Origin of the sequence: Archangium sp. (assembly GCF_036277355.1) — a bacterium.
Classification (GTDB): domain Bacteria; phylum Myxococcota; class Myxococcia; order Myxococcales; family Myxococcaceae; genus Archangium.
This window is the reverse complement of sequence record NZ_DASUNC010000135.1, coordinates 1-14,160: the sequence shown is the minus strand read 5'-3', so window position 1 is coordinate 14,160 and position 14,160 is coordinate 1. Positions and strand designations below refer to the sequence as shown.

Annotated in this window: 15 protein-coding genes; 4 read left to right on the top strand and 11 right to left on the bottom strand. The window is 70.4% G+C overall.

Annotated features, from left to right (window positions below):
- Nucleotides 1–134 precede the first annotated feature (134 nt).
- From VFZ09_RS32590 to VFZ09_RS32555, 8 genes are all read right to left on the bottom strand, one after another.
- Complete coding sequence (locus VFZ09_RS32590) at nt 135–746, bottom strand: glutathione S-transferase family protein (RefSeq protein WP_329731624.1); 612 nt, start codon at nt 744–746, stop codon at nt 135–137.
- Nucleotides 743–2,284: a 2,3-bisphosphoglycerate-independent phosphoglycerate mutase gene (gene gpmI, locus VFZ09_RS32585; protein ID WP_329731623.1), complete on the bottom strand. Its 1,542-nt coding sequence runs from the start codon at nt 2,282–2,284 to the stop codon at nt 743–745. The genes VFZ09_RS32590 and gpmI overlap by 4 nt, the downstream gene beginning before the upstream one ends.
- An 85-nt stretch (nt 2,285–2,369) precedes the next feature.
- Entirely contained in the window at nt 2,370–3,419 is a 1,050-nt protein-coding gene (locus tag VFZ09_RS32580) for an MXAN_6577-like cysteine-rich protein (RefSeq protein WP_329731622.1), read from the bottom strand.
- A 132-nt stretch (nt 3,420–3,551) separates the two neighbouring features.
- Nucleotides 3,552–4,676 carry an RNA ligase RtcB family protein gene (locus VFZ09_RS32575; protein ID WP_329731621.1) on the bottom strand — a complete coding sequence of 375 codons (1,125 nt, stop codon included), beginning with the start codon at nt 4,674–4,676 and terminating at the stop codon, nt 3,552–3,554.
- Nucleotides 4,677–4,754: 78 nt separating this feature from the next.
- Nucleotides 4,755–5,876: a hypothetical protein gene (locus tag VFZ09_RS32570; protein ID WP_329731620.1), complete on the bottom strand. Its 1,122-nt coding sequence runs from the start codon at nt 5,874–5,876 to the stop codon at nt 4,755–4,757.
- Between the two features lie 154 nt (nt 5,877–6,030).
- Nucleotides 6,031–6,495, bottom strand: coding sequence for a 23S rRNA (pseudouridine(1915)-N(3))-methyltransferase RlmH (locus VFZ09_RS32565; RefSeq protein ID WP_329731626.1), 465 nt, complete (start codon nt 6,493–6,495; stop codon nt 6,031–6,033).
- A complete protein-coding gene (rsfS, locus tag VFZ09_RS32560) occupies nt 6,492–7,025 on the bottom strand; it encodes a ribosome silencing factor (protein WP_329731619.1) in 534 nt (177 codons plus the stop codon). Before rsfS ends, VFZ09_RS32565 begins: the two co-directional genes overlap by 4 nt.
- A 16-nt stretch (nt 7,026–7,041) precedes the next feature.
- Entirely contained in the window at nt 7,042–8,310 is a 1,269-nt protein-coding gene (locus VFZ09_RS32555) for a glutamate-5-semialdehyde dehydrogenase (protein ID WP_329731618.1), read from the bottom strand.
- Between VFZ09_RS32555 and VFZ09_RS32550 the strand changes: the two genes are divergently transcribed.
- Nucleotides 8,309–8,647 (top strand): tetratricopeptide repeat protein, encoded by a 339-nt coding sequence (locus VFZ09_RS32550; protein ID WP_047855600.1) that lies wholly within the window; start codon nt 8,309–8,311, stop codon nt 8,645–8,647. The genes VFZ09_RS32555 and VFZ09_RS32550 overlap by 2 nt on opposite strands.
- Nucleotides 8,648–8,670: 23 nt before the next feature.
- Here VFZ09_RS32550 and VFZ09_RS32545 read toward each other — a convergent pair whose 3' ends face one another.
- Nucleotides 8,671–9,729, bottom strand: a complete 1,059-nt coding sequence (locus VFZ09_RS32545; protein WP_329731625.1) for a hypothetical protein — start codon at nt 9,727–9,729, stop codon at nt 8,671–8,673.
- Between the two features lie 97 nt (nt 9,730–9,826).
- Here VFZ09_RS32545 and VFZ09_RS32540 point away from each other — a divergent pair, with 97 nt between their 5' ends.
- Nucleotides 9,827–10,369, top strand: a complete 543-nt coding sequence (locus tag VFZ09_RS32540; RefSeq protein WP_329731617.1) for a hypothetical protein — start codon at nt 9,827–9,829, stop codon at nt 10,367–10,369.
- On the opposite strand, the gene VFZ09_RS32535 is transcribed toward VFZ09_RS32540, so the two are convergent.
- Together VFZ09_RS32535 and VFZ09_RS32530 are read right to left on the bottom strand one after the other, a co-directional pair.
- The gene (locus VFZ09_RS32535; protein WP_329731616.1) at nt 10,366–11,451 is read right to left on the bottom strand and encodes a TetR family transcriptional regulator; all 1,086 of its coding nucleotides are present in this window, start codon (nt 11,449–11,451) and stop codon (nt 10,366–10,368) included. The genes VFZ09_RS32540 and VFZ09_RS32535 overlap by 4 nt on opposite strands.
- A gap of 240 nt (nt 11,452–11,691) precedes the next feature.
- Nucleotides 11,692–13,101, bottom strand: a complete 1,410-nt coding sequence (locus VFZ09_RS32530) for a sigma-54 dependent transcriptional regulator (protein WP_329731615.1) — start codon at nt 13,099–13,101, stop codon at nt 11,692–11,694.
- Between the two features lie 58 nt (nt 13,102–13,159).
- Here VFZ09_RS32530 and VFZ09_RS32525 point away from each other — a divergent pair, with 58 nt between their 5' ends.
- Nucleotides 13,160–13,732: an NUDIX hydrolase gene (locus VFZ09_RS32525; protein WP_329731614.1), complete on the top strand. Its 573-nt coding sequence runs from the start codon at nt 13,160–13,162 to the stop codon at nt 13,730–13,732.
- Nucleotides 13,733–13,773: 41 nt separating this feature from the next.
- Nucleotides 13,774–14,118, top strand: a complete 345-nt coding sequence (locus tag VFZ09_RS32520) for an Rpn family recombination-promoting nuclease/putative transposase (RefSeq protein WP_329731613.1) — start codon at nt 13,774–13,776, stop codon at nt 14,116–14,118.
- Nucleotides 14,119–14,160: the final 42 nt, after the last annotated feature.

Genomic DNA, 14,160 nt, shown 5'->3' with positions numbered 1-14,160 from the left:
TAGGCCACTTCCCCAGGCGAAAGGTGGAGGAGATGCGGCGGTCGTCTCCTCATCCACCCAACTTATCCGGTCTCTTCCTCCACCCAACCTACCCTGTGGTCTCGACTATGTTGAAAAACTTGTCGGACAGTCCACTAGGGCACGGCGTCGGTGATGCGGAGGTGCCTCGGCTGGGACTGGACCCGCTCGAACCAGGCGCGGATGGCGGGGTAGCGGGTCAGGTCGAAGCGTCCCGCTTCCGCCACGTGCGTGTACGCGTAGAGCGTGATGTCCGCGAGGCTGTAGCGCTCGCCCGCGAAGAAGGGGCGCTTGGACAGCTCGCCCTCCATGACGTCCAGGGCGGCATAGCCCTTCTGGATGCGCTCCTCGAGCTCGCGCTCCTTGCCGGGCGGGATGCCGAAGAAGGCGATCCACGCGCGGGCCACGGCGATGTACGGCTCGTGGCTGTACTGCTCGAAGAACATCCACTGGAGCATCCGCGCCCGCTCCAGCTTGTCCGTGGGGATGAACGGCGTGCCCTCGGCGAAGTACCAGAGGATGGCGTTGGACTCGGCGAGGAACACGCCCGGCTCGAGCTCCACGGTGGGCACCTTGGCGATGGGATTCTTCGCCTTGAACTCCTGGGAGCGCGTCCCGTTGGGACCCATTTCCATCTCCACCGTCTCGAAGGGAATCCCGAGCTGGTGCAGCAGGAGGCGGACCTTGTAGCAGTTGCCGGAGGGGTGGAACTGGTAGAGCTTGATCATGGGAGCAAGCCTAGCCGATTCATCTCGGAAGGCTTGGGCAGTCCCATGACCTGGAGCAGCGTGGGGGCGATGTCCGCGAGGATGCCGGGGCGCAGCTTCTGCCCGCGGAAGTCCGGGTGGATGAGGTGGAAGGGCACGGGGTTGAGCGTGTGCGCCGTGTGGGGCTCGCCGGTGGTGGGGTCGCGCATCTGCTCGCAGTTGCCGTGGTCCGCGGAGATGGCCATCACCCAGCCGTGCCGGGCACACGCCTGCCCCAGCAATCCGAGGCACTCGTCCACCGTGGTGACAGCGCGCATGGCCGGCTCCAGCAGGCCCGTGTGGCCCACCATGTCCGGGTTGGCGAAGTTCACCAGCGCGAAGTCGTAGGCCCCCGATTCGATGCGCTTGACCAGCTCCAGGGTCACCTCGCGCGCGCTCATCTCCGGCTTGAGGTCGTACGTCTTCACGTCGCGCGGCGAGGGCACCAGGTGCCGGTCCTCGCCCGGGTACACCACCTCGCGGCCGCCGTTGAAGAAGAAGGTGACGTGCGCGTACTTCTCCGTCTCCGCGGTGCGGAACTGGCGCCAGCCCGCGTGCGCGAGGGCCTCGGGGAAGATCTCACTCGGCTGGTCCGGCGCGAATGCCACCGGCAGCCCGAAGGTCTCGTCGTACTGGGTCAGGCACACGTACAGGCCCACGTGCAGGCCGCCCCGGTCGAACTCCTTGAAGTCGTCGAAGGCGAGGGCACGCGTCAGCTCGCGGGCGCGGTCCGCGCGGAAGTTGAAGAACAGCACCACGTCGCCGTCGCGGATGCGGCCCACCGGGGTGCCGTCGCCGTGGGAGATGACGGTGGGTTTGATGAACTCGTCCGTCACCTTCTCCGCGTAGGAGGCGCGGATGGCGGAGAGCGCATCGGGGGCCTTGGGGCCCTTGCCGTGGACGATGGCCTCGTAGGCGAGGTGCACCCGGTCCCACCGCTTGTCGCGGTCCATGCCGTAGTAGCGCCCGCCCACGGTGGCGATATGGCCGGTGCGCGTCTCGCGCAGGAACTTCTCCAGCTCCTCCACGTAGCCGAGCCCGCTCTGGGGCGGGGTGTCGCGTCCATCGGTGAAGGCGTGGACGTAGACGTGGGGGACGCCCCGCTCGTGCGCCGCCTCGAGGAGGCTGTAGAGGTGCTCCATGGACGAGTGCACGCCGCCGGGGGAGACGAGCCCGAGCAGGTGGAAGGCCTTGCCGTCCGCCTTGGCCTTGTCGAGCGCGGCGCGGATGACGGGGTTGGAGGCGAGCTCCCCGGACTCGGAGGCCCGGTTGATGCGCACCAGGTCCTGGTAGACGATGCGGCCGGCGCCGATGTTGGTGTGGCCCACCTCGGAGTTGCCCATCTGCCCTTCGGGGAGACCGACGGCCAGCCCGGACGTCTGCAGCTCCGTGTAGGGGGTGCCATTCGTGAGTGCGTCGAGGCGCGGGGTGCCGGCGAGGGCGATGGCGTTGTCGTCGCGTTCCAGGCGGACGCCCCAACCATCGAGGATGCAGAGCAGGACTTTGTGCTTGGGCTTCATGCCGGAAACCTAAGGGTGGGTTTCCGGCGGTGGAGTGGGGGGGATGCGAGGGGGGCGCGGGCGCTCGGCTGGTGGGCCCCGGGGCTCACGGACGGTTGGCACAGAGCCCGTTCGAGCACACCAGCCCGGTGCCGCAGATCCGGCCGCAGGTGCCGCAGTTGCGAGTGTCCGAGCTCAGGTCCACGCAGCCGTCCGCGCAGAAGGAGAGGGGGGGCGTGCACTGGCAGCGGCTGTTGGTGCACGTCTCGTCCACGGCGCAGGCGCGGCCGCAGGCACCACAGTGCTGCGTGCTGGTGCGCAGGTCCACGCACTGGCCATCGCACTCGGCCTGGCCGGACGGACAGGCACATGCGCCCCGGGTGCACACCTGGCCCGGGCCACACGCCCTGCCGCAGGCACCACAGTGGCGCGCGTCACGGGTGAGGTTGGCGCAGGTGCCGTCACACTCGACGCTGCCCACGGGACAGTCGAGGCGGCAGCGGCCTCCCACGCACACCTCGCCGGAGCCGCAGCCCGTGCCGCAGGTGCCACAGTTGAAGGGGTCGGACTGCACGTCCACGCAGCCCTGGCCGCAGCGGCGGAGTCCCGTGGCGCAGGAGTCCACGCACTCGCCTTCCTGACACAGGCCCGAGCCGCACCCGTTGCCACAGGCGCCACAGTTGTCTCCGTCCGAGCCGAGGTCCTTGCACGTGCCGTTGCATGCGGTCAGCGGAGGCTCGCAGGCGCAGGTGCCCCCCTTGCACGACTCGCGGGAGCCACAGGCCGTGCCGCAGGTGCCACAGTGGGCCGTGCTCGACTCGAGCGCCACGCAGCCGCGCTCGCACTGCGTCAGCCCGGAGGCACAGGCGTCCGTGCACCGGCCCTGACTGCACACCTGTCCTTCGGCGCACGCCGTGCCGCAGGCGCCACAGTGGGAGGCATCGCTGCGTGTGTCCACGCAGGCTGCCTCGCAGCGCGTCTGGCCGAGGGCACAGGCCGGGAGCTGGTCTCGGGGGACACAGCGCTCCTCCACGCACACCGAGTCCTCGGGACACCGGGGGTCATCGGGCTGGCCGCAGAAGGAGGGCGTGGTGCGTGTGCACCCGAGGCCAGTGACACACGTCATCACCACGAGCAGGAGCAGGCGCGGGAGCATGGGGGATGTGACTTTAATCCCCTTCAGGGAAGTGACCGAATTTCCCCTCTCCCGGAGGGCGAGGGGAAATGGGCGCGGATCTGCTCATGTGCTCACGGGCAGTGCGCATGTGCCTACGGGCAGGGGGTGGCCCTACTCGCGCCGGGTGCGCGTCTTGTAGGTGAGTACGGGGGCCAGCGTCGCCACCACCCGGACGAGCCCGGCGTCCACCAGGTCCTGCACCACGCGGTCGATGGCCTTGTACGCGGGAGGTGCCTCCTCGAAGAGCAGGTCGCGGTCCTCGCAGATGACGTGGCTCTTGAAGGAGGTGCGGGTGAGGGCCTCGGGGGTGAAGCGCTCGCGCATGCGCTCGCGGGCACTGGTGCGCGTCCACTTGCGGCCGGCCCCGTGCGCCAGGCTGTGGGCGTGGTTCGCGCCATCGCCCAGGGGCAGCACCAGGTAGCTCAGCGAGCCCCGGCTGCCGGGAATCACCACCGGCCCCTGGTCCGAGGGCGCCGCGCCCTTGCGGTGCAGCCAGCAGGTGTGGCCCTCGTACTGCTTCGGGGTGACGCTGTTGTGGCAGACATCGAGCACCCGCCGCCCCGCCGCCGCGATGCCCTGCATCATCCTTCCGGCGATGGTGGCGCGATTGGCCCGCGCCCACTCCACGGCGTGGTCATGCCGCGCGAGGTACTGCCGCGCCTCGGCCGAGTCCTCCACGAGGCTTCCGGTGCCATGCCGGTCCACGTGGGCCCGGAGGATGGCCTCGCCCAACCCGCGGGAGCCGGAGTGCACCAGCAGCAGGAGCCGATCCGTGCCCAGCCCCAGCGCGGTGAAGGTCTCCGCGTCGTGCACCGCGTCCACCCGCTGCACCTCGGCGAAGTGGTTGCCACCGCCCACCGTGCCGAGCGCCGCCTCGAAGCCGCAGGGCTTCACGCCCATGCTGGCGAGCACCGCGTCCGTGTCGCCCTCCCACGGCCCATCCAGGTCCAGGCGCGCCGCCCAGCGCTCGGGCCTCGCCTTGCGCGCGGGCAGGTCCAACTCCCACAGGCCCATCCCACAGCCGATGTCGTTGCCCACGAGGAAGGGATAGAAGAGGCCCTCGGAGGCGAAGGCGGCGCCCACCGGTGCACCCTTGCCCGGGTGCAGGTCCGGAAGGCCCACCGCGGAGCGCATGCCGGGAAGCCGCGAGGCGGCCTCGAGCTGGCGGATGGCTTCACCCTCCACCCACGACTGGGGCGAGGCGATGACACGGACGTGAGGGGCGGGCGAGTTCATGTGCCCTCGGACGCGCGTGGCGTCCGGTGCCTGACGGCGCCGGGGGAGGGGAGTCCCTTCAGGCTGCCCGCTCGCCCGCTAGGTACCCACGAGCTCGAAATGGGAGGCCTGTTCGAGCTGGTGGACGCGTGAGCCTCGGCGAAGGATGCCCCTCACGGTCACGTAACGCTGGGTGAGATGGGCCGCGGTTGCCTGACGGTAGTCGGCGGCTCCCAGCAGGACGCGGACCTTCAGCAACTCGTCTTCCACCTGGGCCTGGAGCACGACGGCGCCTTCGACCTGCCCCTGCTCGCCCGGCTCTCCCATCAACTCCACGACCCTGCCGACGAACTGGTTGGGCTGGGCCCCTCGAGATGGCCGGAGCTGATGGGACAGCTTCTCGATGGCCTCGTACATGTTCCGATCCACATGGACTTCGGACGGCACCTGGGGCTCGACGGGGAGCAGCGGGGACCAGGAGCTGCGCAGCCGCAGGTCGGCGCTTTCATCGGGCGGCATCATCTCGACGAGCGCCTCGCAGAGGTTGGCGCTCACCACGGGCTCTCCCTGAGCGGGCTCGAGCACCCTTCCGGGCTCGCCCGCCCGGACCGCCGAAGCCACGTGTCCCACGGAGCGAAGGAGCAGCAGGGATGCGCGCCTTCCGAAGGACTCTTCCTGGACCGACCGGTGGGGCGCGACATCCAGAGGCGCCTCCACCGTCAGGACGAAGCTCCCCACCTCCGTCTGTCCGAGACGGCATTCCCTCAGGAAGGCCTCGGCATCCGCGAGGCTCATGCGCGGGTGGAAGGTCGTCCCGGGTCGCTTGATGCTGCAGGCGCTGGACAGCAGCGCCTTGCGGACTCCGTTCACCAGGCTCAGCCCATTCTCGAGGTGGATACCTCCATCCTGCGTCTCCGCGCCCTCCAGGGCGAAGCGGTGGAGATCCCTCCTGGGCCGCAGCAGGTCTCGCAGGATGCTCTCCGCCGGGCGTTGTTCGTGCTCGGCGATGCGTCGCGCCACCGCCACCATCGCTTCGCCGTAATCGATGAGATCACGGTCCAGCGGCACCTGGACTTCCACGGCGGGAGCCCGGCTACTGCGATAGATGGCGGCCTGGAGACGGCGCGATGGGATGCGGTTCCACCCGTGTGCCTCGAGGTAGGAACGCACGTTCTGGTAGTCCACCCGGTTTCCGAGCGTGAGGAGCTGCTCCGTGTTCATGACACGAGCTCCTCTTCACGAGCCACCTTGCGCAGCAGGTCGCGCAGGGTGTCCAGGTCGAATGGAGAACCCGGCTCGAGACGCGATGGCCCGGACATACGCGAGGCTCAACTCCTCCTTGATGTCGTTGGGACTCAACATGCCGCGTGCCATCCTACTTGTGGTAGGGCTCGCCCTTGAGAAGGGTGAAGGCCCGGTAGAGTTGCTCCACCAGCACCACCCGCGCCAGACGGTGCGGCAGCGTCATCTTCGACAGCGAGAGCACCAGGTCCGCGGACTGTCTCACCCGCTCGTCCAGGCCCTCGTCCCCGCCGATGACGAGCAGCAGATCCTTCGCGCCATCCTGCGCCCGGCCCACGTACCGGCTGAACTCCACCGAGTCCAGCAGCTTGCCCCGCTCGTCGAGCGCGACAATCAGGTCCTGCGGCTTGCGGCGCGCGAGGATGGCCTCGGCCTCGGCGGCCTTGGCGTCCGGCGCCTTGCCCTTCTTTCCCCCCGCCTCGGGCAGCTCCATCAGCTCGAAGCGGGTGTAGTGGGCCAGGCGCGAGGCGTACTCCTGGACCGCGGGCTCATACAGGCCCGAGCGGTCCTTGCCGATGGAGAGGAGCCGGACCTTCAGGCCACCTTCTCCCGCGCGGCGTCGGCCCAGAGGCCCTCGAGGTCATAGTGCGAGCGCGCCTCGGAGAAGAAGAGGTGCGCCACCACCTCGCCGAAGTCCAGGAGCACCCACTGGCCCGTGTCCATGCCCTCGTGGCCGATGGGGCGCAGGTTCTCCGTCTCCTTGAGGTTCTTCAGCACGTGCTCGGCCATGGCCGACACCTGCCGGTCGCTCTCGCCCGAGGCCACCACGAAATAGTCCGCGTAGGACGTCATCCCGCGCACATCCAGGATGACGATGTCCAGCGCCTTCTTGTCCGAGAGCAGGGTGCCAATCTTGCGCGCCAGCGCATGGGCGCGCGGGTTCTCCGCGGGAGCTCCCGGGGCCGCGCCTCCCGGCGTCAGCGCCTTCTTCTTGGTCGTCTTCTTCCGCGCGGGCAGCTTCTTGGCCGCTCCCTTCTTCGCCGCGGTCTTGGTGCGTGTGGCCAGCGACGGCGCGCTCTTCTTCTTCGCCGCGGGCTTCTTCGTGGTCGTCTTCTTCTTGGTCGCCATACGTGTCCGGGGCACCCTAGCGCACCTGCCCCTGTCCCAGAATGACGTACTTCTGGCTGGTCAATTCTCGCAACCCCATGGGCCCGAAAGCGTGCAGTCGACTGGTGGAAATCCCAATCTCCGCCCCCAGGCCCAGCTCGCCCCCGTCGTTGAAGCGGGTGGAGGCGTTCCACGCCACCGCGCTCGCCTGGGCCTCCCGGGTGAAGCGTCCCGCCACCGCCTCGTCCGAGGTGACGATGGCCTCCGTGTGTTCGCTCCCGTATCGGGCGATGTGGCCCAGTGCGTCGTCCACCCCGTCCACCACCCTCACCGCCAGGATGAGGTCCAGGAACTCCCGCCCCCAGTCCTCCTCCGAGGCCGGGGTCACCGCCACCCCGGCGCGTGACAGCACCTGGACCGTCGCCGCGTCCCCGCGCAGCTCCACCCCCTTGCCCACCAGCTCCCGGCCCACCTGGGGCAGGAAGCGCTCCGCCACCGCCCGGTCCACCAGCAGGCACTCCGCCGCGTTGCACACCCCCGGGCGGCTCGCCTTCGCGTTGACGGTAATCCGCGTGGCCATGTCCAGGTCCGCCGCCGCGTGCACGTACACGTGGCAGACGCCCTTGTAGTGCTTCACCACCGGAATCCGCGCGTTCTCCGCCACGAAGCGGATGAGGCCCTCGCCGCCCCGCGGTATGCACAAGTCGATCAGCCCCTCCAGCTTCAGCAGCTCCAGCAGCGTCTCGCGCTCGCCCGGGGGCACCGGCTGGATGCACGCGGCCGGCAGTCCCGTCTCGGTGAGGCCCGCCGCCAGCGCCGAGGCGATGGCCGCGTTGGAGTGCGCCGCCTCGCTGCCCCCGCGCAGCAGCGCCGCGTTGCCGCTCTTGAGGCACAGCGCCGCCGCGTCGCTCGTCACGTTGGGGCGGGCCTCATAAATCATCAGCACCACCCCCAGCGGCAGCCGCACCTTGCGCACGTGCAGGCCGTTGGGCCGGTCCCACTCCTCCGTCACCTCGCCCACCGGGTCCTTCAGGCCGGCCACCGACTCCACCGCCCGGGCCATGCCCTCCACCCGCGAGGCGTCCAGCAGCAACCGGTCCAGGAAGGCCCCTCCCTTTCCGGCGGCCCGCGCGGCGGTCATGTCCAGCGCGTTGGCGGCGAGCAGGGTGGGGAGGGCCTCGCGCAGGTGGCGCGCCATGGCCCGGAGGGCCTCATCCTTCTGGCCGGTGGGGGCGGTGGCGAGCACGCGGGAGGCTGCCCGGGCGGCCTCGGCGAGGGAGCGCACGTCTTCCTTGGCAACGGACATGCCTCTCCTCTATCACCGCCCCATGAGCAACGCCCGGTTGGAGCAGTTCAAGAAGATGGCGGCCGAGTTCCCCGACGCGCCCATGGCGCACTTCTCCCTCGGAAAGGCCTATTTGGAGCTGAGGCAGTACGCCGAGGCCGCCCAGGCCCTGGAGACGGCGGTGCGGTTGGACCCGCAGTACGCCGCCGCCATGGTGTCCCTGGGGGATGCCTACACCGGCGCGGGGCAGACGCAGAAGGCCCGCGAGGTGCTCACCCGCGCCCGGGACACGGCGCTCGCCCAGAGCCACGCCAGCCTCGCCGAGGAGATCGACGAGCGGCTGTCCGGCCTGGACTGAACCCGGCTCCGGAGTGAGGCGCGCTACGGCCGCCAGGTGAGGCCCACGCCGCCCACCTGGCGGAAGTAGAAGAGGCCATTGCGCGACAGTTCGGTGCCGTACATGGCGAAGGAGAGCTCCACGTCCACCCGCTCGCTCAGGGGCCGGGCCAGCTTCAGCGACAGCATGTGCTGGGCCTCCTCGTCGTCGAGCAGGGTGATCTCCGGCGAGAGGAAGACGCCGTCCGGGTAGGCGTTGAGGCCCAGCGCGCCCTGGGCCATGAGCGTCAGCTTCCAGGGCAGCCGCACCCCCGCGGTGCCGCTCAGCCGGTGGCGCTGCACGGACTCGCCATAGCTGTTGGAGCTCGTCTCCAGGTACGAGTAGGAGAGCCCCAGCGCCACCGGGCCCTTGTAGCTGTAGCCCGCGCTCGCCAGCAGCACGCCGTCCTGGCGCCGTCCCGTCCACTCGGGCGTGGTGCCCGGCGGGTAGCGCTGGGAGGTGCTGAAGCGGCGCTGGCCGTACTCGCCGGTGACGGTGAAGGCGTGGCGCTTGTCCAGGCGGAAGCGCGCGAGGAAGCCCACCTCGGGGCTGCCGAAGCTGGCGGAGAAGTCGGGCCGGTAGAGGAAGCGGTGCGCTCCGGCGCGCAGGCGCAGGGAGAGCCGCGCATCCGGGGCGTGCTCGAGGAAGGCGGACGCCGCCAGGTCCGTGTACGCGCGGCTGCCGCCCCGCCGGTCCTTGGCCCGCCCCTCCACGCCCACGCCCAGCGTCTCGCCCACGGCGAGCGAGCCCTCCAGCGCGGCGGCCTGCACCAGCACGTCCTCGCTGGGAAAGGCCACGTACTTGCGGCCTCCGCCGTCATAGCGGCCCACCAGCTGCCAGCGGTCCGCGGTGTAGCGGCCCTCCGCCGTGACGAGCAGGCTGAGCACCGCGTCCGTGGTGTTGGGCGGCGAGTCCCCCTGGTAGAAGTCGCGCGGCGCGTTGCCGTCCAGCATCAGCCGGCCCGCCACGCGCAGCTGTCCCTCCACGTCGGCGGCATGCGCGCCACCAGCGAGCGCCAGGGAAGACACCACGAGCGCGGAGAGGAGCCGTCTCAACGGGCGCACCATACTCCGTGCACTGTCCGCATGCCCTGTCCACGAGAGGGCAGCCGGCCGGGCGGGGCGATGACTGCGCGCCCGGACGATCGGTAGAGTGGGTGTCATGCGACTCACTTCCGTACTCTCCGTCTGTGCCCTGCTCGCGCTCGTGTCCTGTGGCCCCCCCGGCTTCCTGGCCGAGGTGAAGGGAGAGACCACCGTGGCCGGAGATCCAACGGGCATCTCCACCGTCCTCGATGCGTTCCCGGCCATCGGCAGCTTCTCCAACCTCGACTTCGACCAGAACCAGGACTTCAAGAACCAGGGCGTCACCAAGGAGCAGGTGTCCTCGGTGAAGCTCCAGTCCCTGGAGCTCAAGGTGCTCTCCCCCTCGGACCAGGACTTCTCCTTCCTCGACACGCTGGAGTTCTACGCGAAGACGGGGGACCAGGAGGTGCTGGTGGCCTCCAAGAAGAACATCGCCTCGCTGAACCTCAAGGCGCCCAACCCGGTGTTGGTGCTGGACGTGACGGACGCGGAGCTGCAGCCCTTCATCACCGCGCCCTCCATGAGCCTCGGCGTGCGGGGCAAGGGCCGCAAGCCCTCGAGGGAAGTGCGCCTGGAGGCCAACGTGAAGCTGGACGTGAAGGTGCGGCTGCTGGACTAGCGCAGCTCGCGGGCCCGGCGCTCCAGCGAGTCCGCGCGGGAGTCCAGCTCGCGCGCGAGCGACTCGAGCCGGGCCGCCTCCGCCTCCAGGCCGCGCAGGTCCTCCGGGTTGCCGCTGGCGAGCGCCTGGGCGCGCACCGTGCCCACCTGGGGCCGGTTGTCCGAGGCGCGGTAGACGGGCGACTGGACCTGCTCCCCCATCTCTCCGCCGCCCCCTCCCGGCGAGGCGGGTGTCCCCGGGACCGGCGAGCCTCCGCCATTGGACGGGTAGGGCGGGGCCGCATCCCCCTGGGCGCCCCCTGAGAACACGTTCTCCGGGAACAGGCCTCCACCGCTGCGCTGGGAGGCTTCCACGGAGATGGACTTCGTGGACGCGTTGAAGCGCAGGCGCATGTGCCGGTCCTGCTCGTCGAACATGGACTCCTCGCCGAGGAAGTCGCTCATGCGCCGGTCCAGCTCGCGCTCCTCGCGCAGCTCGGTGATGCGGCCGTGCAGGGCCTTCAAGCGCTGGCGCACCTTGTCCTCGGAGTCACGCAGCACGTCCGCCTGCTCCAGCAGATCCTCGGGGTCGTCGCTGGACTCGCGGCGGTCCAGCGCCGGCTCATGGGAGGCGGGCAGGGCGGAGCGCAGGGCATCGCGCTCGGCGCGCAGGTCGCGCATGCGCGCGATCAGCTTGGAGCGGGCCTCGCGGTCCGGGGTGGCGTCCCAGGCGGCACGCACCCGGGCCAGCTCCTCGGAGAGCGCCGAGTGCAGCGCCAGGTTGCGGCGCTCCGCCTCGGTCTCGGCCCCGGCGAGCGACTGGGCCAGCCCGGACAGCTGGCCGGACAGCTCCTGCGACTGCCGCAGCGCCGTCTCCAGCTCCGGGCCCGCCACCAGCCGGCCCTTCTGCTCGGACTTGAGCTGCTCGATGCGGCCCGCCAGGGTGTTGAGCTCCGAGCGCAGCACCTGCTGCCTGTCTCGCAGGTCTCTCACCTGGGTCCGCGCCGTCCGGGCCTCGAGCCGCAGCGCGTCCACGCCCGAGGCCGCCCAGACGGGCGTACCCAGGGAGAGACACAGCAGCAGGGGCAGCAGGACGCGCTTCATCAATCCCCTCCCCGCAGCAAGCCGGATGCCAGGGCCCCGCCGCGACAGGGCGGTGGGGTGCCCGCGAAACCCGAGAGGTTCCGGGGACTTCGCGCACGGGTGGGCCAGGGCTGTCACGGGGGAATGACGGAAAACCACGATGGGAGCGGGGGGGCGGTAGATTTTCGAGGGGACGGTTCCTTTTTTACAGCCAGATGAGGCGCTCCGCCACCCGCCGTGTGCCCGCCTGCCGGAGCCCGCTCAGTTCTCCTCGGGGCGCTCGCTCCTGGCGATGAAGCCGTACTTCTCCAGCTTGTAGTAGAGCGCGGACGTCTTGATGCCGAGCAGCCGGGCCGTCTCCGTCTTCACGCCGCCGGCCTTCTCGTAGGCGCGGGCGATGAGCTGGCGCTCGAGGTCCTCGAGGATGTCGGGCAGGGGCCGGTCCCCCATGGGCACGGGCAGGCCCGAGTCGCTCCGGGGCGCGGTGCCGGTGAGGTGCGTGGGCAGGTCCGTGGCCGCGAGCGTCTCGCCCTCGGCGAAGACGAGCGACTGCTCGATGACGTTCTCCAACTCGCGCACGTTGCCCGGCCAGGCGTAGCGGGCCAGCGCGCGCAGGGCGCTGTCCTCCAGGCTCTTCACCCGCTTGTTCACCCGCGAGGCGTGCTTGGCCACGAAGTGACGCGCCAGCGCGGTGATGTCCTCGGGGCGCTCGCGCAGGGGCGGAATCTGCAGCGGGACGATGTGCAGCCGGTAGTAGAGGTCCTCGCGGAAGCGGCCGGCCTTCACCTCGGCCTGGAGGTCGCGGTGGGTGGCGCTCACCACGCGCACGTCCACCTTGAGCGTCTCCTCGCCGCCCACGCGTTGGATCTCCTTCTCCTGGAGCACGCGCAGCAGCTTCGTCTGGACGGAGTGGGGGATTTCACCAATCTCGTCGAGGAAGAGGGTGCCGCCGTCGGCGAGCTCGAAGCGGCCGAGCTTGCGCTTGACGGCGCCGGTGAAGGAGCCGCGCTCGTGGCCGAAGAGCTCGCTCTCCAGGAGCGTCTCGGCGAGGGCGGCGCAGTGGACGACGACGAAGGGCCCGTCCTTGCGCGGGGAGAGCTGGTGGAGCATGCGCGCCACGAGCTCCTTGCCGGTGCCGGACTCGCCGCGCACGAAGACGGTGGCGTCGGTGGCGGCGGCCTTGCGCACCATGCCCACGAGCCGCTGCATGGGCTCGCTGTCCCCCACCATGAGGTTGCCGTGGGCGAGGGCGGCGTCGGCCTCGAATGCCTCGGTGCGGGCGGACAGGCGCTCCACCTGGCGGCGGGCGGAGGACAGCTCGAGGCCCTTCTCCACCTTGGCGCGCAGCACGTCCGGGGTGAAGGGCTTGGTGATGAAGTCGTAGGCGCCCTGCTGCATGGCCTGCACGGCCGTCTCGATGGTGCCGAAGGCGGTGACGACCATGACGACGGCGGCCGGGTCATGCGCCTTGAGCGTCCGGGTGACGGCGATGCCGTCCATGCCGTCCATCTTCAGGTCGGTGACGACGAGATCGAAGGGCGTCTTCTTGTAGGCGGAGACACCGTCGGTGCCGGAGCGGGCGGCCGTCACGGTGTGGCCGGAGCGGGTGAGGGTGACGGCCATGCCCTCGCGGAGGGTGTCGTGGTCGTCGATGACGAGGATACGGGCCATGAGGGGCACCCTATATCGTCCTGGCGCCCGCCGTCGAAGTGGGCACAATCCGCCCCTCATGAGCAGCCCCCTGACGTCCCTGAATGAGTTGCTGGCCCGCCACGTTCCCTCGGACGACAAGGAGCGGGAGGACCTGGCGAAGATGCGCGCCCTGGCCACGGAGCTGGAGAAGCCCTTCTCGCGGTCCCAGGAGCGGGGACACTTCACCGGCAGTGCGGTGGTGGTGGATCCGTCGGGCGAGCGGGTGGCGCTGGTGTACCACGGCAAGGTGCACCGGTGGCTGCAGCCGGGAGGACACGCGGAGGAGGCGGACGCGGGCAGCATGGAGGCCACGGCGCTGCGCGAGGCGCGCGAGGAGACGGGCTGCCGGGTGCGGCTGCACGAGCGGGCGCCGAGTCCGCTGGACGTGGACGTGCACACCATCGCGGCGCGCAAGGGCGAGCCGGAGCACCTGCACCTGGACGTGCGCTTCCTGGTGGTGGCGGAGAACCCCGAGGCGCTGGCGCATGACCCCGCGGAGTCGTTCGGGGCGCAGTGGGTGACGTGGGACGAGGCGCTGGCGCGCACGGCGGGCGAGGCGCCGCTGCGGCGCATGATGGAGAAGGCGCGGGCCGTGGTGCGCGCGGGCTGAGACAGGTCCCTGGCCCGCCGCGTGCTTGAGCGCGGTCCGACATGTCTGGACCGCATGATCTCTTCGCCCGGTACACCTTCGGCCACCCCGAGCGGGCCGCCGCTGAATTGCGCGCCGTGCTGCCCGCGCATGTCGTCTCCGAGGTGGACTGGTCGTCCCTGCGGCGAGAGCCCGGCAGCGTGGTGGACCCCGAGCTGCGCGAGACCGAGAGCGACCTGCTCTTCACGGCACGGATGCGCACGGGCCAGCCGCTGCTGCTGTACGTGCTACTCGAACACCAATCGTCCGTGGACGTCGCGAAGACGCAAACCAGAAAAACCTCATCCGCTTCTCGCTCCACCGCCGGGTCTTCAAGCGCGCCAGGCGCCCATCTTCTTCGTGCGTAGCCAATCGGCCAGGCAGCCTCTGCTCTCAGCGACAGGGGTCCC